Source organism: Gymnodinialimonas sp. 202GB13-11, from assembly GCF_040932485.1.
Taxonomy (GTDB): Bacteria; Pseudomonadota; Alphaproteobacteria; order Rhodobacterales; family Rhodobacteraceae; genus Gymnodinialimonas; species Gymnodinialimonas hymeniacidonis.
Window position 1 is genome coordinate 1,460,474 of the sequence record NZ_JBFRBH010000001.1, and the last position, 22,399, is coordinate 1,482,872.

Annotated in this window: 22 protein-coding genes; 8 read left to right on the forward strand and 14 right to left on the reverse strand. The window is 60.4% G+C overall.

Annotated elements, in window-relative coordinates:
• Positions 1-158 precede the first annotated feature (158 nt).
• Both V8J81_RS07325 and V8J81_RS07330 read right to left on the reverse strand, forming a co-directional pair.
• A complete protein-coding gene (locus V8J81_RS07325) occupies positions 159-2,027 on the reverse strand; it encodes an ABCB family ABC transporter ATP-binding protein/permease (protein ID WP_368475091.1) in 1,869 nt (622 codons plus the stop codon).
• Positions 2,028-2,097: 70 nt separating this feature from the next.
• On the reverse strand, positions 2,098-3,435 hold the full coding sequence (locus V8J81_RS07330; protein WP_368475092.1) for a LysM peptidoglycan-binding domain-containing protein: 1,338 nt from the start codon (positions 3,433-3,435) through the stop codon (positions 2,098-2,100).
• A gap of 123 nt (positions 3,436-3,558) precedes the next feature.
• Between V8J81_RS07330 and V8J81_RS07335 the strand changes: the two genes are divergently transcribed.
• Positions 3,559-4,098: an LOG family protein gene (locus V8J81_RS07335; protein ID WP_368475093.1), complete on the forward strand. Its 540-nt coding sequence runs from the start codon at positions 3,559-3,561 to the stop codon at positions 4,096-4,098.
• Between the two features lie 55 nt (positions 4,099-4,153).
• Here the strand turns inward: V8J81_RS07335 and V8J81_RS07340 are convergent, their stop codons facing one another.
• From V8J81_RS07340 to V8J81_RS07380, 9 genes are all read right to left on the reverse strand, one after another.
• Entirely contained in the window at positions 4,154-4,657 is a 504-nt protein-coding gene (locus tag V8J81_RS07340; protein ID WP_368475094.1) for a host attachment family protein, read from the reverse strand.
• Position 4,658: 1 nt separating this feature from the next.
• The gene (locus V8J81_RS07345) at positions 4,659-4,883 is read right to left on the reverse strand and encodes a hypothetical protein (protein WP_368475095.1); all 225 of its coding nucleotides are present in this window, start codon (positions 4,881-4,883) and stop codon (positions 4,659-4,661) included.
• 120 nt (positions 4,884-5,003) lie between these two features.
• Positions 5,004-5,603 carry a superoxide dismutase gene (locus tag V8J81_RS07350; RefSeq protein ID WP_368475096.1) on the reverse strand — a complete coding sequence of 200 codons (600 nt, stop codon included), beginning with the start codon at positions 5,601-5,603 and terminating at the stop codon, positions 5,004-5,006.
• A 93-nt stretch (positions 5,604-5,696) separates the two neighbouring features.
• Positions 5,697-6,269 carry a sarcosine oxidase subunit gamma gene (locus V8J81_RS07355; protein WP_368475097.1) on the reverse strand — a complete coding sequence of 191 codons (573 nt, stop codon included), beginning with the start codon at positions 6,267-6,269 and terminating at the stop codon, positions 5,697-5,699.
• Positions 6,262-9,258 (reverse strand): sarcosine oxidase subunit alpha family protein, encoded by a 2,997-nt coding sequence (locus tag V8J81_RS07360; RefSeq protein ID WP_368475098.1) that lies wholly within the window; start codon positions 9,256-9,258, stop codon positions 6,262-6,264. The genes V8J81_RS07355 and V8J81_RS07360 overlap by 8 nt, the downstream gene beginning before the upstream one ends.
• Positions 9,259-9,579: a sarcosine oxidase subunit delta gene (locus V8J81_RS07365; RefSeq protein WP_368475099.1), complete on the reverse strand. Its 321-nt coding sequence runs from the start codon at positions 9,577-9,579 to the stop codon at positions 9,259-9,261.
• The gene (locus tag V8J81_RS07370) at positions 9,573-10,325 is read right to left on the reverse strand and encodes a glycosyltransferase family 32 protein (protein ID WP_368475100.1); all 753 of its coding nucleotides are present in this window, start codon (positions 10,323-10,325) and stop codon (positions 9,573-9,575) included. Before V8J81_RS07370 ends, V8J81_RS07365 begins: the two co-directional genes overlap by 7 nt.
• A gap of 27 nt (positions 10,326-10,352) precedes the next feature.
• Complete coding sequence (locus tag V8J81_RS07375; protein WP_368475101.1) at positions 10,353-10,592, reverse strand: hypothetical protein; 240 nt, start codon at positions 10,590-10,592, stop codon at positions 10,353-10,355.
• A gap of 205 nt (positions 10,593-10,797) precedes the next feature.
• Positions 10,798-12,042: a sarcosine oxidase subunit beta family protein gene (locus tag V8J81_RS07380; protein ID WP_368475102.1), complete on the reverse strand. Its 1,245-nt coding sequence runs from the start codon at positions 12,040-12,042 to the stop codon at positions 10,798-10,800.
• A gap of 205 nt (positions 12,043-12,247) precedes the next feature.
• On the opposite strand from V8J81_RS07380, the gene ccmI reads away from it, so the two are divergent.
• Genes ccmI through V8J81_RS07400 form a run of 4 tightly spaced genes read left to right on the forward strand, consistent with a single transcriptional unit; the run spans position 12,248 to position 14,456 of the window.
• The gene (ccmI, locus tag V8J81_RS07385; RefSeq protein WP_368475103.1) at positions 12,248-13,471 is read left to right on the forward strand and encodes a c-type cytochrome biogenesis protein CcmI; all 1,224 of its coding nucleotides are present in this window, start codon (positions 12,248-12,250) and stop codon (positions 13,469-13,471) included.
• Entirely contained in the window at positions 13,468-13,953 is a 486-nt protein-coding gene (ruvX, locus tag V8J81_RS07390) for a Holliday junction resolvase RuvX (protein WP_368475104.1), read from the forward strand. Before ccmI ends, ruvX begins: the two co-directional genes overlap by 4 nt.
• A complete protein-coding gene (locus V8J81_RS07395; protein WP_368475105.1) occupies positions 13,950-14,186 on the forward strand; it encodes a DUF1289 domain-containing protein in 237 nt (78 codons plus the stop codon). Before ruvX ends, V8J81_RS07395 begins: the two co-directional genes overlap by 4 nt.
• 54 nt (positions 14,187-14,240) lie before the next feature.
• Positions 14,241-14,456 carry a hypervirulence associated TUDOR domain-containing protein gene (locus V8J81_RS07400; RefSeq protein ID WP_368475106.1) on the forward strand — a complete coding sequence of 72 codons (216 nt, stop codon included), beginning with the start codon at positions 14,241-14,243 and terminating at the stop codon, positions 14,454-14,456.
• 1 nt (position 14,457) lies between these two features.
• On the opposite strand, the gene V8J81_RS07405 is transcribed toward V8J81_RS07400, so the two are convergent.
• The 3 genes from V8J81_RS07405 to V8J81_RS07415 all read right to left on the reverse strand — a co-directional run bounded on the left by V8J81_RS07405 (position 14,458) and on the right by V8J81_RS07415 (position 19,546).
• Entirely contained in the window at positions 14,458-15,237 is a 780-nt protein-coding gene (locus V8J81_RS07405; protein ID WP_368475107.1) for a hypothetical protein, read from the reverse strand.
• Positions 15,234-16,058: a sulfite exporter TauE/SafE family protein gene (locus V8J81_RS07410; protein WP_368475108.1), complete on the reverse strand. Its 825-nt coding sequence runs from the start codon at positions 16,056-16,058 to the stop codon at positions 15,234-15,236. Before V8J81_RS07410 ends, V8J81_RS07405 begins: the two co-directional genes overlap by 4 nt.
• An 83-nt stretch (positions 16,059-16,141) precedes the next feature.
• Positions 16,142-19,546 carry an indolepyruvate ferredoxin oxidoreductase family protein gene (locus tag V8J81_RS07415; RefSeq protein ID WP_368475109.1) on the reverse strand — a complete coding sequence of 1,135 codons (3,405 nt, stop codon included), beginning with the start codon at positions 19,544-19,546 and terminating at the stop codon, positions 16,142-16,144.
• 294 nt (positions 19,547-19,840) lie between these two features.
• On the opposite strand from V8J81_RS07415, the gene V8J81_RS07420 reads away from it, so the two are divergent.
• The 3 genes from V8J81_RS07420 (at position 19,841) to V8J81_RS07430 (ending at position 22,377) form a co-directional block, all read left to right on the forward strand.
• Entirely contained in the window at positions 19,841-20,692 is an 852-nt protein-coding gene (locus V8J81_RS07420) for an EamA family transporter (RefSeq protein WP_368475110.1), read from the forward strand.
• A gap of 69 nt (positions 20,693-20,761) precedes the next feature.
• The gene (locus V8J81_RS07425; RefSeq protein WP_368475111.1) at positions 20,762-21,676 is read left to right on the forward strand and encodes a LysR family transcriptional regulator; all 915 of its coding nucleotides are present in this window, start codon (positions 20,762-20,764) and stop codon (positions 21,674-21,676) included.
• A gap of 182 nt (positions 21,677-21,858) precedes the next feature.
• Positions 21,859-22,377 (forward strand): GNAT family N-acetyltransferase, encoded by a 519-nt coding sequence (locus V8J81_RS07430; protein ID WP_368475112.1) that lies wholly within the window; start codon positions 21,859-21,861, stop codon positions 22,375-22,377.
• Positions 22,378-22,399 lie beyond the last annotated feature (22 nt).

Here is a 22,399-nt window from a genome sequence, read left to right on the forward strand (position 1 = left end):
ACGTTGCAGGACGTGTCCGACCCGGCTTGATGCGCTGGCCCAATGGCGGATCATCGGGTGATACAAAAAGTCTAAGAAGCGTAAACGAAAATCCGTTTATGCCATTAAATCAATATCTTAAACTCTAAGTGCAACTATGCATATTCCGCTTTCGGGCGTCAGGCGGCCTCGTCTTCGTTCGCCTGCCGATGCCAAAGCTGCGCATAGCGTCCATCCTGCTCTAGCAACGCATCGTGCGTGCCTTCTTCAACCACCTCGCCCTTCTCAAGCACAACGATCCGGTCCGCATCCACGATGGTGGACAGACGGTGAGCAATGGTGAGAACTGTCCGCCCCTCACCCATCGCCTTCAACTCGGCCTGAATCTCCATCTCCGTATCCGTATCAAGCGCAGACGTCGCCTCATCCAGAACAAGGATCGGCGGATCTTTCAGAAGGGTCCGCGCAATACCCACACGCTGTTTTTCACCGCCCGACAATTTCAAGCCCCGCTCACCAACGGCTGTCTCGTAGCCCTCCGGTAGTGACAGGATGAAATCATGCACCTGTGCAGCTTTCGCCGCCGCCTCAACCTCATCCCGGCTCGCGCCATCGCGGCCATAAGCGATGTTGTAGAAAATGGTGTCGTTGAACAGCACCGTATCCTGCGGAACCACACCAATCCGCGCGTGTAGGCTTTCCTGCGTCACATCCCGCAGGTCCTGTCCGTCGATGGTGATCCGCCCGTCGCCGACATCGTAGAACCGGAACATGAGCCGCCCGATGGTGGATTTGCCTGACCCGGAAGAGCCGACAACGGCAACAGTCTGCCCGGCTGGGATGTCGATATCGACGCCTTTAAGGATCGGGCGCGACGGCTCATAGCCAAAAACAACGTTTTCCAGGCGCACATTGCCGCCCTCGACCTGCAGAGGCTTGGCGTCTGGGGCATCACGCACTTCTTGCGGCTGTTCCAGCAGATCAAACATCTCACCCATATCCACAAGCGCCTGCCGGATTTCGCGGTAGACCGTGCCAAGAAAATTCAGCGGCATGGTGATCTGGATCATGTAGGCGTTGACCATGACGAAATCGCCAACGGTCAGATCGCCCGATTGCACGCCCATGGCCGCCATGACCATAACTGCAACCAGACCGCCGGTGATAATGAGGGATTGCCCGAAGTTGAGCGCCGCCAAGGAATAGGAAGTTTTGAGCGCCGCCGCCTCATACCCCTCCATCGAGGCATCGTAACGGCGCGCCTCGCGGGTCTCAGCGCCAAAGTACTTGACCGTCTCGAAGTTCAGCAAACTGTCGACGGCTTTCTGGTTCGCATCAGTGTCCTGATCGTTCATCTCCTTGCGGATACGAACGCGCCATTCCGTGACCTTGAAGGTGAACCAGACGTAAGCCGCAATCGTGACGGCGAGCACGAACAGGTAGTTGATGTCGAAGACTACGGCCAGGATGATCCCGGTGAGCGCGAGCTCAAGGATCAGCGGACCGATGGAAAACAGCAGGAAGCGCAGAAGGAATTCAACACCTTTCACCCCGCGCTCGATGATGCGGCTGAGGCCACCCGTCTTGCGCGTGATGTGGTAGCGAAGGGACAGCGCGTGGATGTGCTGGAACGTCTCCAATGCCAGCTGTCGCAGCGCCCGCTGTGCGACACGGGCGAACACGGCATCGCGGAGCTGCTGGAAGCCCACGTTCATGACGCGGGTCAGGCCGTAGACGACAGTGATTGCGACGGCCCCTGCCCCAAACATCCAAGCGGGCGACGTCCCTTCCCCTGACAGGATATTCACGGCTTCACGGTAGAAAAACGGTGTGGTGACGGCGATCACTTTGGCCAAGGCCAGCATGCCCAAGGCGATCACAACGCGCTGCTTTACCCATGGTTTGTCGTCGGGCCAAAGGTAAGGCGCGACTTTGCGGATCGTGCGCCAGCCAGAGCGACGCTCGGCCACCTCCTGCGCTTCAATGGGATCGGGTGTGTTGCTAGGCGCGGGGCCGCTTTGCCCCTGCGCACTTGTGTCGGCTGGCATGCAGGCTCGCCCCTTTATTCGTCAGGTGCATAACCTAGGGTGTCGCCCCGGGGACTACCAGTGCTGCCGCTCAGTTCCGTGCTGTGTCGTCGCCCATTTCCGGCATGCGGAAAATCTGGCCCGGAAAGATCCAGTTCGGATCGCGGATCTGATCGCGGTTTTCCTCAAAGATCTGAACGTAGAGGATGCCATCGCCGAAGTTGTTTTCGGCCATGCCCCACAGGGTAAAGCCGGGCTGCACCGTGATCACGTCGATGCCCTGTGCTGCGGCCTGCGCGGGTGCCTCGGCCACACGCTCCGGATCTTCGCGCAGGAATGGCGTTGTGACCTGGCTTTCGACGGTGCCATCTTCGGCCAGTTCCGCCACCACCAAATCGTACGTGCCCGGGTCGACATCGGGCAGTTGCAACGACCACGCGCCATTGGCCCCGACCTCGCCCAATTGGATTGGCTGGTTGTTGAGGTAGACCTGAATATCTGCCGTCGCAGGACCACGCCCGGCCAGAATAACTGCTCCACTTGCGTCGTATGAAATTGCGTCCAGTTGCACCTCGGTCTGCACAGCCGGTGTACCCGGGCCCTGCGCAATGCGCAGACCGTCCGGCCCGGCGATCAGCACCGCCGGGGGTTGGCTTGGCTCAGCTGTGGCAAGGTTCGGTGCGGCGGCGATGGGGCCGGTGGAACCGGCGGTCGCTTCAATGGCGGCTGGCGGACCTAGAGAAGGTGCAGCGGCAACGGTCTCGGGTTGCGGCGCTGCCGGGCCTTCTGCAAGAGTTTCGGGGTCAACATCTGGCGCGGCTTCAGGTGAGGCAGCTTCTGAATCGGCCGTTTGATCACCTTCATCGACGATAGGCTCAGCTATTTCCTGCTCAACCGTTTCGCCCTCCGCAGCGGTTGGGAGGTCGTCCGGCGAAGGATCGACGCTCGCCAGAGCAAATGGCGCGACAAGAACAGACTCCGGGCCGGGCAAAGCTGGCACGCCTTCGGGGCGACCCTCGGCTGAAATCATGCGCGGGGCGTCTGAGGGCTCTAGCGTCAGGAAGGCCACAAAATCGCCTGCGCCGTCCGCCTCAACCAGTGCGACTTCTGAGCCATCGAGCAGAATGGCAACCGGCCAACCCGGCTCTGTCTGGCCCGCGATCAGCGTGCTTCCGTTAGGCTCGACGCGGACCACATCCAGCAGCGGCGCGCCAATCGCTGGCTCCTCTGCCAGGTCAGGTTGCACGGGTGCTTCCGGGGTTGCGGGGGAGAGCTCGACACTTTCGAGGATCGGAGCAACTGGCGTTTCGGGATCGGCGTCCGACGTCAAAACCGAGTAGCCAACAGCGCTGGCAACCAACAGCACGGCCCCACCGGCGGCCGCGCCGACAACTCCGGAACTTGAACCAAACATTGCCGCGATCTTCATGGACGACCCCGCCGCATGATATTCCCCTCGGAACGCTCCACGGCCGCTTCGCCATGACGGCTTGAGCGGCCCGCACATCCTCCCTATCAGGGGGGAAAGGAATCCAAAACACAAGGTATAGTGATGTCCACCTTCTCATTGTGTGTCTATTGTGGCGCGCGACCCGGTTCCAACCCGTCATATATGGCTGCAGCAACAGAGCTGGGGCAGGCCATTGCACAGGCGAATATGCGTCTGGTCTATGGCGCCGGAGATGTCGGGATCATGGGCGCGGTTGCGCGCGCCGCACAGACAGGTGGAGCCGAAACCTTTGGCGTGATCCCTACTCATCTGATGGACATGGAAGTGGGCAAGACAGACCTGTCAACTTTCGTCGTCACCGAGACGATGCATGAGCGCAAGAAGGTGATGTTCATGAATGCCGATGCGGTGGTTGTTCTTCCGGGGGGCGCGGGGTCGCTGGATGAGTTTTTCGAAGCTCTGACATGGCGGCAATTGCGGCTGCATGAAAAGCCGATCTTCCTGCTGAATGTAGACGGCTATTGGGACCCGCTGCGCGCAGTGTTGGATCATGTTGTGCGCGAGGGTTTTGCGGATCCATCCCTTTTGTCCTTCGTTCAAACCGTAGCAGACGTACCTGACCTGATGGCGAAGCTACAATAAGGCAGCGCACTGCCCCGCATTTCGACGGCAAGGCAGTGAGATGAGGGAATAAGCGCTAAGCGTCGACAGTCGCGTCTGTGATGCGCGTGGCGATCTCGTCGATCGGGTGATTGGTCAACACCAAGTCGATCTCCGCGACCACTTTGCCGGTTACCACCTGGTGAAGCTCTCGCCGCAACTCGCCTAGGATCTTGGGCGCTGCACATAGGATGATGCGGTCAAACCGCCCGTGATGCGCTTGCTTGTAAAGAATTTCGGCGAGATCGGACGCAAAGCGCTCTTTCTCCAACCAATGCCAATCGGTGTCGTCAACGGCCGAGCGCTGAACTTGAGGGCCATCGTTAAAGCGACCGGGTTTGTCTGTCCCCTGCGCACGCGTTGGCGGATTGTCCTGCTCTTCTTCACGGAAGACGCTTAGGTTCGGATCATCTGCATCTCCGTCATTGCGCAGAAACAAAGCCTTTTCGCCATCGGCCACCAAAACCCAAGTCCCGGTCGTCAAGGGAGATGAGTTACGACGCACGTAGTCGATTTCAGGATTTTTCAGCGGGTCTGCCATCCTACTTATTCCTTTCGCCCAAGTTGTCGGTGCCAGGTTTTTCTTCGTCGGACTTGGTGATGCGCGTCGCGCCAGCTGATCCGTTCTCAAACCGGCGCAATTCAGCTTTCGTGCCGGTTTTCCGCGCCAGATCACCGCCATCGCGGCCTGCATGGCTGGGGGTGGAGGGCATGTCGCCCAGAAGCTCTTGAGTTTCGCTGCGTCCATCGCTTGATCTGTGCCGCATGGCCATCCTTTTTCCTCCATCGTTGAATGCACTTGTTGATCAACGCGAGGCGCGGGTCTGGGTTCCGAAACGAAAAAGGCCCGCCGTTGCAGGCGGGCCTTTCAAGGAATGGTTGGCGGCTCACATGCGTGAAGCGACGTTTTCCCAGTTTACGAGATTGTCGAGGAAGTTCGACAAGTAAGCCGGGCGCTTGTTGCGGAAGTCGATGTAGTAGGAATGCTCCCACACATCGCAGCCCAGAAGCGCGGTCTGACCGAAGCAGAGCGGGTTCACGCCGTTTTCGGTCTTGGTGACCTTGAGGCCGCCATCGCTGTCCTTGACGAGCCAGCACCAGCCCGAGCCGAACTGGCCAGCACCTGCGGCGGAGAACTCTTCCTTGAATTTGTCGACGGAGCCGAAGGATTCGGTCAGCGCCGCTTCCAGCTCACCCGGCATTCCGCCATCGCCCGGGCCCATCATTTCCCAGAACTGGTTGTGGTTCCAAAGCTGCGAGATGTTGTTGAAGATGCCCGACTGCGCGACAGCGTTCGCGTCGTAGGTGCCGGTGATGATCTCTTCCATCGACTTGCCGTCCCACTCGGTCCCGGCGATCAGCTTGTTGCCGTTGTCGACATAGGCCTTGTGGTGCAGGTCGTGATGATATTCCAGCGTCTCGGCGGACATGCCCTTGGAAGCAAGTGCATCGTGCGCATAGGGAAGATCGGGAAGGTCGAATGCCATGTTGGCCCCCTGTTTTTCATGTGGTGCGTTCTGCGGCACAGATGGAGGCCGCAAGGGGTAAACGTCAAGGGGCCAGCTCCAGTTCCCTGACACTTAGCCCTTTGCGTGATAGCCGACTTCGCCACCTTCTTTGGCCGCTGTGCAGAGCAAATCATAAACGTATTGCGCCACGGAACGGAAGCAGATGACGGCCGCGTGGTTGTGGCTGTTCATCCAGAACGCCGCGGGCACTTGGGCCAAACGAGACCGGCGCATTTCGCGGATTGGCAGATTGCCCAGATCCGCTGGCGTGAGCTTGCCCAAAACCTCCCGCACATCACGGGCTTCGATGGTGAAGACCGCGCGCGCGTCGGAAACATTGACGGCGAGGTGGTGCGCGCTGCCCATCTCTTTTGTCAGGGTCGCCACAACCTCATCGGCCTTCGCATGGTCGCAGAACAACAGCAGCTCGTCGGGTGCCATCCAAGCGACGCCGTCCTCCTTCTTTCCGCTGCTCATGCCGCGTGGTTCAGGGATATCCGCCCCCACAGCCGCTTTCACAGCCTTTTTCGTGGCCGCCGCTCCAAGATCAGCCTTGAGCGTGACCATACCAGCAAGGCCCATCTCCTTAATGTGGGCGAAGCCAGTCTCTGACACACCCTGCAACGCGCTGACAGCATTAGACATTTTGCTTCTCCCCTTCCGGGTCATAGAATACGGGGCTGAGGATCTTGGTTTTGATAAGTTCGCCGTCGACGGTGTTGAACTCGATCACTTCACCCATGCGGTCGGGCCCTTTGTGAACCAAACCCATGGCGATACCGCGCGCCAGCGTGGGCGAATAGTAGGTCGAGGTCACACGCCCCTGCACATTGCCCTGCCCGTTCGCATTGGTGCCATCAGCCACACAGTAAGAGCCATCGGGCAGGACTGAGCCGTCTAGCGTTTCCAACCCGACCAATTGCCAGCGGTCCTCTGACGCGAGGAAGGTTCGTTGCTGACCGCGCTTGCCTAGGAAATCCTCTTTCTTCTTGGAGATCGCCCAGTTCAGGCCAAGGTCCTGCGGGATCACGGTGCCGTCGGTCTCGTCCCCGATCATGATGAAGCCCTTCTCGGCCCGCATGACGTGGAGCGCCTCTGTGCCGTAGGGTGTCGCTTTCCACTCTGCCCCTGCCTCATGCAGCGCATCCCAGAAGGCGCGCCCCTGGCTGGCGGGAACGGCGATCTCGTAGCTGAGTTCGCCCGAGAAAGAGATGCGGAACACGCGGGCGTCGAAGCCACCGAGCTTTCCCTCGGCCATCTGCATGAAGGGCAACGTGTCTTTGGACACATCCATGCCGCCGAGCTTCTCAAGCAGTTTGCGGGCATTCGGACCGACCACGGCGATCTGCGCCCATTGCTCGGTCACATTGGCGGTGTAGACCTTCCAATCCCACCATTCGCACTGCAGCCAATCTTCCATGTGGGCATGGACATGATCGGCACCGCCCGAGGTCGTGTGGCACAGGAAGGTATCTTCATCGAGCCGGACAACGACGCCGTCATCCATCAGGAACCCGTTCTCGGAACACATCAGCCCGTAACGGCATTTGCCCGGTTTAAGCGTGGACATCATGTTGGTGTAGAGCATGTCCATGAATTTCGGCGCATCCGGGCCTTTGACGATGATCTTGCCAAGGGTCGAGGCATCGAGCAGCCCGAGGGACCGGCGCGTTGCGTCAATCTCACGGTTCACGGCATCGGCATGGCTTTCCCCATCACGCGGGAAGCAATAGGGCCGCCGCCAATGCCCGACGGGTTCCATGTAGGCGCCCTGTTCTTCGTGCCAGTCATGCATCGGCGTGCGGCGCAGCGGCTGGAAGATTTCGCCCCGCGCCTCGCCCGCAATCGCGCCCATGGAAATGGGGGTGTAAGGCGGACGGAAGGTTGTGGTGCCAACCTGTGGGATGCCCTTGTCGAGCGCATCAGCCAGCACGGCGAGGCCGTTGATATTGCTGAGTTTCCCCTGATCGGTCGCCATACCGAGCGTTGTGTAGCGTTTGGTGTGTTCGACGCTTTCATAGCCTTCCTGAGCCGCAAGCATCACGTCGGACACTTTCACGTCGTTCTGAAAATCGAGCCACATCTTGGCGCGCTTCTTGGCGCCTGCATAGGCGGGCATGACCCAAACCGGTGCCAACGGCGCCTCGCTGGCGGTCTTAACCGCTATTTCGTCTGCGTCGATGCCCAACCCTTTCAAGCCAAGGCCGACCGTCTTTGAAGCTTCACTGCCCGTCAACCCGCCTGCTGCAGTGCCGATACAGGTGACAAAGCCTTCACCGTTCTGGTTCGTCGGCGGGCGGTCCGGGTCGGGTGAGAAGCAGGCCCGCGCCTCATCCCAATTCAGCTTGCCACCGCAATGGGACCAGAGATGGACCACCGGCGACCAGCCGCCGGACATGGCGACCGCATCGCAGGGGATTTCCTCAAAGCTGCCATCATCCTCGGCAAACGGTTGCACACGAACGGCCACCACGCGCTTGAGGCCCTTTACCTTGCTGATGGCCGATCCCGTCTTGATGGGCACGCCGAGCGCACGGACCTGTTGCGGAAGCTCCCCGTCAACCTCTGCGCGCGGGTCCACAACGCAGGCGACCTCCACCCCTGCAGCGCGGGCCGTCAGAGCGGTGCGGTAGCCATCGTCGTTGTTCGTCACGACTACGATCCGGTCGCCCGGCGTCACACCGTAGTTGACGATGTAATCGCGCACGGCCGAGGCGAGCATGACCCCCGGCTTGTCGTTACCGGGGAAGCTGAGAGGGCGTTCGATCCCGCCAGTCGCGGCCACGATATGACCGGCCCGGATGCGCCAAAGGCGGTGGCGCGGGGCATCCTCATCATCCAGATGGTCGCTGACACGCTCATAGGCCAGGGCGTATCCATGGTCGTACACACCGGAAAGCTGTGTGCGAAGGCGGAGCGTCACATTCTCCATCTTTTCAAGCGCTTCAACGGCGTTCTTCACCCATTCATCGGCGGGCAGGCCATCGATCACATCTCCATCTACCGGTGCGCGCCCACCCCAATGGGCGGATTGTTCCATCAGCAGCACGCGTTTGCCTGCCTTGCCCGCCGCCAGCGCCGCCATTAGGCCCGCCATGCCGCCACCGGCAATGGCCAGATCGACATGGGCGTAGAAATGCTCATACCGGTCCGGATCGCGAGTTTCGGGATGCGGCGCCGCGCCAAGACCTGCCGATTGGCGGATCACAGGCTCGAACACATGCTTCCAGAATGCGCGCGGGAACATAAAGGTTTTGTAGTAGAAACCCGCCGGCAAGAAGCGCGAGACCATCGAGTTAATCGCACCCACATCGAATTCAAGCGACGGCCAGTGGTTCTGGCTGGTCGCCTCCAACTTCTCAAACAACTCGGTCGTGGTGACACGTTGGTTCGGCTCATGCCGGTCCTTGCGGCCCAGGTTGACCAAAGCATTGGGTTCTTCCCCGCCACTGGCCACAATCCCGCGCGGGCGGTGGTATTTGAACGACCGGCCTACCAGCATCTGGTCATTCGCCAGAAGCGCGGAGGCCAGAGTATCGCCCGAATGTCCACGCATCCACTTGCCGTTGAAGGTGAACTTCACAGTGGTCGAACGGTCAATCAGGCGACCGTGGGTTTCAAGACGGGTGCTCATTTATGTCAGGCTCCAGTCGGGGCGTTTCGCCTTAATGGCTTTGATGATGTCAGCGGGCGGCTCGGTGGTTTGGGCGGAATAGGTGCCAAACACTTCCAGCGTTGCCGTATCGCGCGCGGCAAGGAACCACTTGCCGCAGCCCATGGCGTGGCGCCAGCGTTCAAAATGCACACCCTTTACGTTGGGGCGCATGAACAGATATTCCTCAAACTGCTCATCGGTGGAGCCAGGGCCATAGCGCTTGAGATGTGCTTCACCGCCTGCGGCAAGCTCAGTCTCGCAGGCGTCCACGCCGCAGACGGGGCAGGTCAACGTCAACATGGGTCAGTCTCCGTAGGGAAATCGTCGGTCAGCGCCATGGGCTCGGTCGCGTCGAGCTTGGCGAGAATATCAGCGTGCAGCGCGCGGGCTTCGGCCTCCGGTGGCTTTTCGTACTTGTCCAGCGTGCTGCCCCAATGGTGCTCGGCATAGATGCGACCGGGGCCATCATAGCGCGGGCCGGTCTTGTGTTGCGGCACGAAGAAATAGGCCGGCCAGATGCGCAGATCCGTGATCTCGTCACGGTACTTCTGCAGAAATTCGCGCAAGAAGAGGTTGCCCACCGAAATCCACGGCTGGCGTGCGGTCTCAGGTGCGTGAGCAAAGGTTTCGTGGATCTCGTCAATGGTCAGCGCCAACGTGTGTGTGCCGGGTGCCGATGCGAGATACGGTGTCAGTTTAGAGCGACGCTTGGGGTAGGTTTCATAGCAGGTATAGGTGCAAGGCTCGGAAAACAGCTCCTCGCAACACTGCAACGCTTCGAAATCCGCACCGGGCAGGAATCCGCCCTGCTCGAACAGGATCTCGTAACGCATGAGGTCCGCCACGCCCTCATAGTGCTTCTTGCGGAAATAATGCGCGATCAGGCGCTGGTTCCGCCAACGACGTCCCGTGAGATAGGCGTTGTCGAACAGGCGATAGGCCCAGTTGGGGTGCAGCCGCTTCCAGCTGTCGAGCCACCGCGTGGGCGCAGGGCGCGGGCCGATCCAGATATGGCCCAGGCGCATGGGGATGGCGACCGTAGTCATGGCCGCCACCCACCATGGGAGAGGGTCTTATTCGGTCGGTGCGGGCGCTGCCGGCGCTGTTGTGTCGGCGGCAGGTGCCGTGCCTTCAACGGCTGGCACTGCGGCCCCGTCTTCGGGAAGCGTGCTTGTGCCACTGCCCATGAAGATGACGGCAAGCACGAACAATGCGATGATCCCGCCAATGAACATGAGCGCACCGGAACCGGAGCCGCCACGGGTGGGCGGCGCGTAATCGAAAGCTTGGTTTCTGTGGTCGTAGTCAGACATGAGGCATCCTCCATTTGGATGACCTCAGCCTCGCGCCCTGCCCCATTTGCCTCAACGACCACACCCAAGCGGTCGGTTCCTCGGCCGGAAAGAGCCATTTCCGACCAAAGCCGTGCGCTATTCCCTGCCGCGTCCCGATCACGTTTTGTGACCGGCGGGACGTTGCCGAATGGGGGCCCATGCAATGTCGTGGTTACGGCAGACACTAGTGCGCCACCCCGGCCGCAACCGACTCGTCGATGAAGCGGCCTTCCTTGAACCGCTCCATGCCGAATTCCGCCGTCAGAGGCGAATGTCCTTTGGCCATCAACTCGGCAAAGCCCCAGCCAGAGCCCGGGATTGCTTTGAACCCGCCCGTGCCCCAGCCGCAATTGATGAACACGCCATCGACCGGTGTTTTGGAAAGGATGGGCGAACGGTCGCCCGTCACATCCACGATCCCGCCCCATTGGCGCAGCATCTTCAGACGCGAGAGCATCGGGAAGGTCTCGATCAGCGCGCGCACGGTTTCCTCAACATGATGGAATGACCCGCGCTGGGTGTAGTTGTTGTGACTGTCCGTACCACCGCCGATCACCATCTCACCTTTGTCGGACTGGCTGAGATAGCCATGGACCGTGTTGGCCATGACGACCACATCCATGCAGGGTTTGATCGGCTCGCTGACCAGCGCCTGCAGCGGCACAGATTCCAGCGGCAGACGGAAGCCCGCCATCTCGGCCACCACGCCTGAATGACCCGCAACGACAACGCCAAGTTTCTTGCAGCCGATGAAGCCGCGGGTTGTCTCTACGCCCGAAACTGCGCCGCCTTCACGCCGCACGCCCGTCACCTCGGTCTGCTGGATGATATCCATGCCCATGTCTGAACACGCCCGCGCATAGCCCCACGCCACCGCGTCATGGCGCGCCGTACCTCCGCGTGGCTGCCAGAGTCCGCCTAGAACCGGATAGCGCGGCCCTTCGATGTTCATTATCGGGACGAGCTTCTTGACCTCGTGTTTGTCGATGAACCGGGTATCTACACCCTGCAATGCATTCGCATGCGCTGTGCGGATGTAACCGCGTACCTCGTGATGGGTCTGCGCCAGCATGATCACGCCGCGCGGGGAGAACATGATGTTGTAGTTCAGGTCCTGGCTCAGCGTCTCGTAGAGCGAGCGCGCCTTCTCGTAGATCGCGGCCGAGGGGTCCTGCAGATAATTCGAGCGGATAATGGTCGTGTTCCGGCCCGTATTGCCACCACCCAGCCAGCCCTTCTCGATCACCGCGACATTGGTGATGCCGAAATTTTTGCCAAGGTAATAAGCCGTCGCAAGGCCGTGCCCGCCTGCACCCACGATGATCACATCGTAGGACGCTTTAGGCTCAGGCGAGGCCCAGGCCCGCTCCCACCCTTTATGGTGGCGGAACGCTTCGCGGGCGACGGCAAAGGCAGAATATTTGCGCATGGAAATTCACTCCGGAACCTGTTGCTTCGCTTTTCGCGCGAGACCGAAAAAAGAGGATACTCCGCGCGACCTTTGAACGCCATTTTGCGACCCCATGCCATGTTGTCGCGGCTGTGCCGAAATTGTCATGCACATATGCTTTCGCTCGGTCGCTGCGCGGCTTATGTGAAGGGGACGTTAAGTACTCACGGAAGGGTTGCGGAACATGGCATTCTGGATCGCCGCAGGGTTGATCTGCCTCGTTGTGGCGGCTCTCGTCATCATGGCAGCGCGTCGGTCTGGCCCCGCAGAAGCACCCAAGGCGGCCTATGACCTGCAAATCTACCGCGATCAGCTTCGTGAAGTTGAGCGTGACGTTGCCCGTGGCACCCTAACCGAGGAAGAGGCCATCCGCGCCCGCACCGAAGTGAGCCGCCGCATCCTTGACGCCGACCGCACCTTGCAAGCCGAGCAGGCGCAGACCGCCGACGGCAAAGGGTCAGCGCTGATCTTCGGCGGGCTATTGGCTGCTTTCGCGATTTCGGGCTGGACATATTGGCAGATCGGCGCGCCGGGCTACCCCGACCTGCCCCTACAGGGCCGTATCGCACTGATCGAAGATGCTCGCGAAAACCGCCCCGACCAGGCCACGGCAGAAGAGCAAGCGCCGGAGCGGCCTGAGAGACAGGTTGATCCCGAGCGCGTCTCACAAGTTGAACAATTGCGCACTATCCTCGAACAGCGCCCTGACGATACGCGCGGATTGGAACTGCTTGCAGCCAACGAAGCGATGCTTGGCAATTTTCGCGCAGCCCGAAACGCGCAAGGCCGCCTGCTGAGCCTGCTGGAAGACGACGCCACCGGCCGCCATTGGATCGACTACGCTGAGATGCTGATCTTCGCGGCGGGCGGTTATGTCTCGCCCGAGGCCGAAGACGCGCTTGTCCGTGGCCTGGCGCTTGAGCCGCGCGATGGCACCGGCCGCTATTTTGCGGGGCAGATGTACGCGCAACAAGGCCGCCCGGACCTCGCTCTACCGATCTGGGTAAACCTACTGCGCGAAAGCCGCCCAGAGGCGCCGTGGGTGCAAGCCATTCAAGCGCAAATTGCCGAAGTGGCGTTTGCGGCTGGCGTCGAGTTGGACCCGGCCATGCTGGAAAGCGCCGCGCCCGTCGACATCGCCGCGATGGAGGGCCTCAGCGCCGATGAACAGGCCGAAATGATCGAAACCATGGTCGCGGGCCTTGCCGACCGTCTCGCGACCGAAGGCGGCACGCCGCAGGATTGGGCGCAACTCATCACGGCCTATGGTGTTCTCGGACGCTCCAACGCCGCGCAGATCGTGCATGATGATGCGCAGACCACTTTCGCCGAATTCCCCGAAGCGCTTGAGATCATTGATGAAGCCTTCCGCGCCGCCATGGCCCGCGCCGGTGGGGCGGCGGAATGATCCACGATACGCTGGAAGCGCTCGCCGGCGCTGCACGCCCGATGTCTGGCCTGATCGGCTTGGACCTTGGCACCAAAACAATCGGCGTCGCGCTGTCGGACCGTTTGCTCAATTCGGCAACCGCGCTTGAGACGATCAAACGCAAGAAGTTCACGCTGGATGCGGATCGGTTGGCCGAGCTAGCGAAACAACACGAGGTCGGCGGCATCATCCTTGGCCTGCCCCGCAACATGGACGGTACTGAAGGCCCTCGCGCGCAGGCCACCCGTGCTTTCGCGCTCAACCTCTCCCGCCGCCCGGATTTCGCTTACATGCCGCTGGCGTTCTGGGACGAACGGCTCAGCACCGTTGCGGCAGAAAAGGCACTGCTTGAGGCGGATACGACCCGCAAACGTCGCGCAGAGGTGATCGATGCGGTCGCCGCGGGCTATATCCTGCAAGGAGCGCTGGATCGTTTGCGCCATATCAGGAGCGGGTCATGACAGACGAGGTCTGGAAACGGGACGAGATCGAAAGCCCCTGCGTAAAGATTTGCGTCGTCCATCCCGAGGCGCGGATTTGCACCGGTTGCCTACGCTCCATCGACGAAATCACTCAATGGTCCCGCATGGCACCCGAGGCCCGGCGCGAAGTGATGGCCGCCCTTCCCGACCGCCGCGCCCTGACCCAGAAGCGCCGGGGTGGTCGTGCGGCACGGATTGCACGCGAAGGCTGACGGAACCCCCTGAAGCCTGCTGCGTTCTCCTTCCATCACACGGAAGGATAGACCATGGCCAACTTCAAACAGGGCGACAAAGTTGAATGGGATTGGGGCAAAGGCTCCGCCCAAGGCACGGTCGAAAAAACCTACACCCAGAAGATCACCCGCAAGCTGCAAGGCAGTGAGGTCACGCGCAATGGGTCGGACGATGACCCTGCCCTCTACATCGAGCAATCTGATGGTGATGGCGTGCTGAAGCTGGCGTCCGAAGTGCGTAAGGCGTGATTTAAGGCGCGGAAAGCCACGCTTCGGGATCGTCGAAACACGGCCTAAAATAAGCTATCGCCCGCCCCTCGAGCGCGGCCTTCGTGCCATCCGCCCAAGGGGCAACGCCGTGAATGACGTGGCGGTGCAAAAGCACGCTTTCCCCAATGGACAACGGCACCTCAAAGCGTTTGCAGGTCTCGAAAACCTCGGCGCGCGCGTCTTTGTAGATGTCCGTCACGTCCACATCGCCCCAATCCGTGGGCGCAATCCCCTCAAACGCGTCCGAGAAGGCGCGCGCGATGATGCGATGACTTCCTTCCCAGACGACCAATGGCGCAGCGTCCGCATCTGCCTCCGTCAACGCGATGCCCAGAATCCAAGCATGCGGCTCTCGCAAGTGGCGCCGTTTCTGCGGACCCTCGGGCAGCAGGCCATCCAGGTGCGCCGCATCCCGCACTAATCGAAACCGATGCGCGGTCTCGCTTTCGTCCACGTCCTGTCGCGGATAGCCCGGATAGGTGATGGACACCTGCGCCCGGTGCAGCAGGGATACGCCCGTCGCTGCAACCGCCGCGCCGTAAGCCGCGCCGCCCAAGGCCGGGCCAAGTCCGACATGACCCTCGGCGTCGTTGTCCAGCGCATCCACACCTACGAACCAGGTCCCGCCATGGCGCAGCCAAAGCTGGCGTAGTTCCGGGTCCTCTGCCGCGGTCAGCGCCGCGTTTCTCGCCGCCTCACACCAGGCATCAACTGCAAATTCGCGCGGGAAAAGCTGATAACCCGCCTCAAGCCAAGTCAAAACCCGAACGCCTTTCGCAGCATGTTCAATGCCATAAGAATGATGAAGAACGCGAAGACCCGCTTGAGCAGCTTTGGGTCCAGGGCATGAGCCAGCCGTACACCAAGCGGCGTGGTGATTAGCGTCATCGCAACAACCAAACCGAACGCGACAAGATTGACCTGACCCACGGTGAAGGGTGGCCGATTTGCGCCATCACCACTGACCAGCAGGAACCCGATAACCGAAGGTACCGCGATTAACAGCCCAAAGCCGGCTGCCGTTGCCACGGCGCGATGGATGGGCTGGCCATAAAGTGTCATCATCGGCACCCCGAACGAGCCGCCACCAATGCCCATCAGAACTGACAAAAACCCAAGCACGGGAGAAGAAACGGCCGTGCCGACCCCTCCCGGCATGGCATCCCCCAAGCGCCATTCTGCTCGGCCAAAGGCCATGTAGAGCCCCACGATCATGCCCAATACGCCGAAGATGATCATCAGTGCCTCGTTGCGCAGGCCGCTGGCCGCGACAACGCCCAAGGCTGACCCAATCACGATCCCCGGCCCCCAGGCCTTCAGGATGTCCCAATCCACGGCGCCCTTCTTGTTGTGCCCATGAACAGACCGCAACGAGGTCACGACAATCGTTGCCAGAGACGTGGCAAGGCAAATTTGCATCAACCCATCTGGGCCGTATCCCAGCCCCTCGAACGCGAAGTAGAACGCGGGCACCAGAACGATGCCGCCGCCGACACCCAGTAGCCCGGCAATCACACCGCCCAAGGCCCCGATGGCAAGGATCAGCGCCACCATCGGCAGCAATTCGGAAAGCTCTGGCACGGTCGTTCTCCTCAAGCGCGGCGCAGAGCTAACGCAAGGGAGCGGCGGGCAAAAGGCCGCCCTTCGAAAAATCTCGCGGGCGTCTATTCGGCTGCTTGAGCCGTAACCCTGCCGCCCGCCTGAAGGCTTGCCAAAATCACAGCGCGGCGATTGGCGGCGCGAGACGCATTTGCCTCTTTCACAGGGCCAAACCCTCGGATGTCCAGCGGCAATTCTGCCAAGGCCACCATGGCGTCCATCCGGTCGGGCGTGGCGTCGGGCAACCAAAGGGTCATGTCCCGCTCATATTCACGGATCAGCGCGCGTTCCATCTTGCGCTCGGCGGCATGGCCAAACGGATCGAACCATGTCCCGCGCAGGCCGCGCATCTTCGACAGCAGCTTGAACGCCGTTCCCATCCAGCTCCCGAAAGCACGTTTGCGCGGACGGCCATTGGGTTCCTTCCCGGGCAGAAGCGGTGGGGCAAGGTGGAAAGACATCTTGAAATCACCGCCGAAGGTCTCGCGGGCCTTGGCCTCAGTCTCCAAATGCAGGCGGGCAACCTCGTATTCATCCTTGTAGGACAGGAGCTTGTGGTAGCCCTTCGCCACCGCCTCCTTAAGCCGTGGCTCTTCGACCTTATCGACCAGCGCGCGATACCGTTTCGCCAGGCGCTTACCGCCATAAGCCACCAGATGCCCTTCGCGGTAGGCGATTTTCTCGTCCAGCGTCTTGGGCAAAGCGATGACGTTTGGTGTGGTCAGCCGCTCGGCCTCCACCGGATTCTCGACCGCCCAACGGCCCATCTCGAACGCCTGAAGGTTCGCATCGACTGCCGCGCCATTCATTCCGATGGCCGTGGTGATTGCGTCATGGCTCAACGGCACCAACCCCATTTGCCAGGCCGCGCCGAAGACCATCATGTTCGAATAAATCGAGTCACCCAACAGCACACGCGCCAGTTCTGTTGCGTCAAACAGCACCAAGCGATCCCGTAATCGTGCTTGAAGAGCGACCTCCAAGTCTTTGCCCGGAACAGTAAATTCTGTATCGAGGGTGAAATCGCCGGTTGTGATTTCATGGCTGTTGACCGCCGCGCCCGTGCGCCCCGTCGCCATCTGGCCGAGCGTCTTGGCTCCACCCGTCACAACCAGATCGCCGCCGATCACGGTGTCGGCCTCTCCCGCGCCCACGCGGATGGCAGCGATCCCGTCCGGGCTGTTGGCCAAGCGCAAATGGATCGCGACTGCCCCGCCCTTTTGGGCCAACCCGGCCATCTCGATCATGCCGACGCCCATGCCATCCAGCTGCGCGGCTTGCGCCATCACAGCACCGATGGTGACAACACCCGTGCCACCAACACCTGTGACCAGCACATTGTGCGTGCCGTCAATCGCGGGCAGCGCGGGCTCCGGCAGTCCGCGCAAGTCAACGGAGGCCGAGGCCTCTTTCTTGATGACAGCGCCTTCCAAAGTCACGAAGGACGGGCAGAACCCCTTCACGCAGGAGAAGTCTTTGTTGCAGGTCGATTGATCAATCGCCCGCTTGCGACCCAATTCGGTCTCCACCGGCACGATGGACACGCAATTCGATTGTACCCCACAATCGCCACATCCCTCACAGACGTCGTTATTGATGAAGACGCGCTTGTCGATATCCGGGAAGGTCCCCCGCTTTCGGCGGCGCCTTTTCTCTGCCGCACAGGTCTGCAAGTAGATGATGGCCGAGACGCCTTTGACCTTGGCCATACGCTCCTGCACGTTCATCAACTCGGCGCGCTCAAACCGCTCAACGCCGCTAGGAAAGGACTGGAAATCAACGTCTTCCTTTTCATCGTAGACCAGTGCGACCTCACCCACACCCATCGCCTTCAGCTCATGGGCAATCCGGCCGGGCGACAGCTCCCCCTCATTTGTCTGCCCGCCGGTCATCGCCACCGCATCGTTGAACAGAATCTTGTAGGTGATGTTTGTGCGGGCCGCCAAAGCCGCCCGGATCGCCAGAATGCCCGAATGGTTGTAGGTCCCCTCGCCTAGGTTCTGGAACATGTGATCGCGGGTTGAGAATGGCGCCTCACCCACCCAGTTCACGCCCTCACCGCCCATATGCGTATAGGCCTCGGTTTCGCGGTCCATCCACTTCGCCATAAAGTGGCACCCAATCCCCGCCCCCGCGCGAGAGCCTTCGGGCACCTTGGTCGAGGAATTGTGCGGACAGCCAGAACAGAACCAAGGCGTGCGTTTGGCGAGGTCCGGCGCGTTGGTGGCCCTCTGCGCCTCCTCCACACGCGCCATGCCCGCCCGCATCCGGTCAGTCATGCAGCCTTCTTCTTCTAAAACACGCCCCAGCTTCAGCGCGATATCCGCCGGGTCCAGCGCGAAATGTTGCGGGAACAGGGTATTCCCGTGCCCGTCCTTGTATCCATAAACGCGCCGACCGCGTCGATCGTCGAAAATGGCTTCTTTGACCTGAACCTCGATCAGCTTGCGTTTTTCCTCGACCACCACAATCAGGTCGAGCCCTTCGGCCCAATCGTTGAAGCCCTTCATGTCAAGCGGCCAGACCTGCCCGATCTTGTAGGTTGTGATCCCCAGCCGCTCGGCTTCCGCTTCATCAATTCCCAACGCAGCGAGCGCCGACAGAAGGTCGAGCCAGTTCTTACCCGCCGCAACGAAACCAATCTTCGCGCCCGGCTTGCCATGCACTCTCTTGTCGATGCCGTTGGCGTGCGAAAACGCCTCTGCCGCCCACCGCTTATGCTCCAGCAGACGCTCTTCTTGCGGAATCCAGTGATCTCCAAGACGAATGTTCAGCCCGCCCTCAGGCATGTCGAAGTCCGGCTCAACAAAGCTCAAACGATCCGGGCGACCATCCACCACAGCCGTCGCTTCCACCGTGTCCTTCAGACATTTCAGCCCAACCCAAACCCCTGCAAACCGGCTGAGCGCGTAGCCGTACATGCCGTAATCGAGGATTTCCTGAACGCCCGCCGGACTGAGCACCGGCATATGAGCATCCACCATGGCCCAATCGCTTTGGTGGCATACAGTCGAGGACTCACCGGTATGATCATCGCCCATCGCCATGATGACGCCGCCATGCTTCGACGTCCCCGCCATGTTCACATGACGCATCACATCGCCCGTGCGGTCCACACCCGGCCCCTTGCCATACCAAAGGCCGAAGACGCCGTCATATTTCCCCTCACCGCGCAATTCCGCCTGTTGGTGGCCCCAATGAGAGGTCGCGGCGAGGTCTTCATTGAGGCCCGGACGGAACAGCACATCATTCTCCGCAAGGCGCTTTTCATTGCGGGCCATCTGCAAATCGACCGCCCCAAGGGGTGAGCCGCGATAGCCCGACACAAAGCCCGCCGTGTTCAGGCCGGCCAGCCTGTCACGCTCCTTCTGCATCAGCATCAAACGCACGAGCGCCTGCGTGCCGTTCAGCAATACCGGGGATTTCGAAAGGTCGAACTTGTCGTCGAGCGAGACCTGCTGCACTCCCATGATGGGCCTCCCGTGCTGCGTGGTGTTCATCCGTTAAGGGCAAGATAGGTCACAAAAGCTGACCTGTCTAGCAAAACAATCGTGAAACCTTGTGTCCCCCGCACCGTTGCGCCAGCATCGCACCTGCCCATCCATGTGTGGCTAGGGTTCCGCTGACGATGCGTCAGGTCTGGAGCGAGCGCCACGGCAGCCGGTGCACCGGCGGACACCTTAAGGGATAGAAGACCAGGGGGGATGGCATGGGCGCGGCTTTGCCGTGCCTTGCAACCTCCTGCCCCGAAAGGGCCGCCACACATGACACTTCTTGGCTTCTCCCTTGTTCTCGCCGCCGCATTTGCCCATGCCGGGTGGAATTTTCTGGTAAAACGCCTCAATGGCGGACCCGAGCTTATCTGGCTCTTCGGTACCGTTTCGCTACCGATCTTCGGACCTCCGGCGATATACTTTGCCCTCACCTTCGACGGCTGGACCTGGCTTGCCGTGCTGGCACTTGTCGGCAGTGCGCTACTTCATCTGGTCTATTTCTTGCTCCTGCAAGCGGGCTACCGCGTCGGTGATCTGTCCGTCATCTACCCCACCGCCCGCTCTACTGGCCCAGTCCTTTCGTCACTTTTGGCGTTTCTGCTTCTGGGACAGGCGCTACCACTGCAAGCAGCAATCGGTGGCGCGGTCATCGTGTTTGGCGTCGCCATGCTGACCTTTGGCCCCAAAGGCAGTACTCGCCCGCTAAAATCACTGGCTTATGGCTTAGCCGTCGGCCTGCTGATTGGTAGCTACACGGTTTGGGATGCCTGGGGCGTGTCGGTCCTGCTTATCCCGCCCATCGTGATGGATTATGCCACAGCCCTATTACGCTCGATCCTACTGTTGCCCTATGCACTGAAACGCTGGGATAGTGTCTGTGTGCTCTGGAGCGATCATAGAATAGAAGTCGTAGCCATTGCCGTACTTAGCGGCCTGGCCTACATCCTAGTGCTCTACGCGCTGACCTTCACACCCGTGATCTACGTCGCCCCCTTGCGTGAAGTCTCTGTTCTGATTGCAGTACTCCTCGGATCCATCATGCTCGGCGAAGGTCAGCTTGCCCGAAGATTGATCTGGGCGAGCGTTATTCTGGCAGGCGTCAGCATTCTGGCGACAAGCTGACAGAAACCTTTTGCATACACAGGCATGCGTTCTTAGGTTGCCCTTCAACGCGCGCGAACAGGTGACACAATGGATTGGGACAAACTGCGCATATTTCATGCGGTCGCCTCGGCGGGCTCTTTGACCCATGCCGGTGACACCTTGCACCTCAGCCAATCCGCCGTCTCACGCCAGATCCGGGCGCTTGAGGAAGGGTTGAACACCACCCTCTTTCACCGCCATGCGCGCGGCCTGATCCTGACCGAACAGGGTGAGCTTTTGTTCGACGCCACCCGCGCCATGACCAAGCGCCTCGATGCCGCATCGGCCCGCATCCGCGACAGCGAGGAAGAGGTGTTTGGAGAGCTGCGCGTGACCACTACTATCGGCTTCGGCTCTCTCTGGCTCGCCCCGCGCCTGCCCGCGCTTTACGAGAAATATCCGGATCTCAAGATCGACCTCATGCTCGAAGAGCGGCTGCTGGACCTACCGATGCGCGAGGCTGACGTCGCCATCCGCATGAAGGAACCCAGTCAGGCCGACCTGATCCGCCGCCGGTTGATGACGATCAACATGCGTCTCTTTGCGACCCCGTCCTATATCGAGGCCAACGGGATGCCGGAAACGGTCGAAGATCTTGGCAACCACCGGCTGATTTCGCAAAACGCGTCCGCTGCTCAGGTCAGCGCTGGCGCTTTGTTGGTGCGCGAATTGCTTAGCTACGATGTCGGCTCCACTCTTAGCGTGAACAACTATTTTGGCGTGCTACAGGCCGTGATCCACGATCTCGGCATCGGCGTGCTGCCCGATTACTTGACGCAGGACTTCCCGGACATTGTCCGCGTTCTGCCTGAGGTTGAATCCGCCGAAGTACCGGTCTTCCTTGCGTATCCCGAAGAATTGCGGCAATCACGCCGGATAGAGGTGTTCCGCGACTTCGTGATGGAAGAAGTGATCGCCTATCGCCGCCGCCAACGCGAGGCCGAGGCTGATCCAAGCGCCTGAAAATCGGGCAAACCGCCTACTAAGTCTGTGTGCTATGCGCCACAGACATACCGGGTTTGCGCAGTCAATCCCCATTTTGCCTTGATTGAACGCAATCTGCCACTTACTTCATCAAGTGTCAGAGCAAATTGCTTTGACACCTCCCTGTTGGACTTCGGCCGAGATTCGTCTCGGCCTTTTTTTTGGAAATTCAGAGGGATGCGATGGTTTCCAAAATAGAAACAAACCCGCAATCCGTCGATTGGCTAGCTCTGCTTCACCTGCTTCGATCATGCTTTGCCTATATGCATGATCGGATTGATCCGCCTTCTTCATTAAATCGAATGTCGCTAGAGGACTTGATTGCGAAGGCAAATCACGAGGATCTGTTCCTCATTCAAGACGCAAACACCCCTATCGCCTGCCTTTTCGGCGCGCAGCGCCCTGATACCTATTACGTCGGGAAAATGGCCGTAGCCCAAACGCATCAAGGCAAAGGGCTTGCCAAGCAATTGGTTGAAGTCGCGGCAAATCGCGCCCTCGCCCTCGGCCACACGTCCCTAGAACTCGAAAGCCGTGTCGAGCTGACTGAAAATCACGCTGCTTTCACACGTATCGGCTTCGTCAAAATCAGCGAGACAGCGCACAAAGGCTACACGCGCGCCACCTCTTTCACCTTTCGCCGTGACCTCTCTTCCCCCCACGGCGCAGGCGGCTTATAGACCGCCGCAACTGGGGGACATA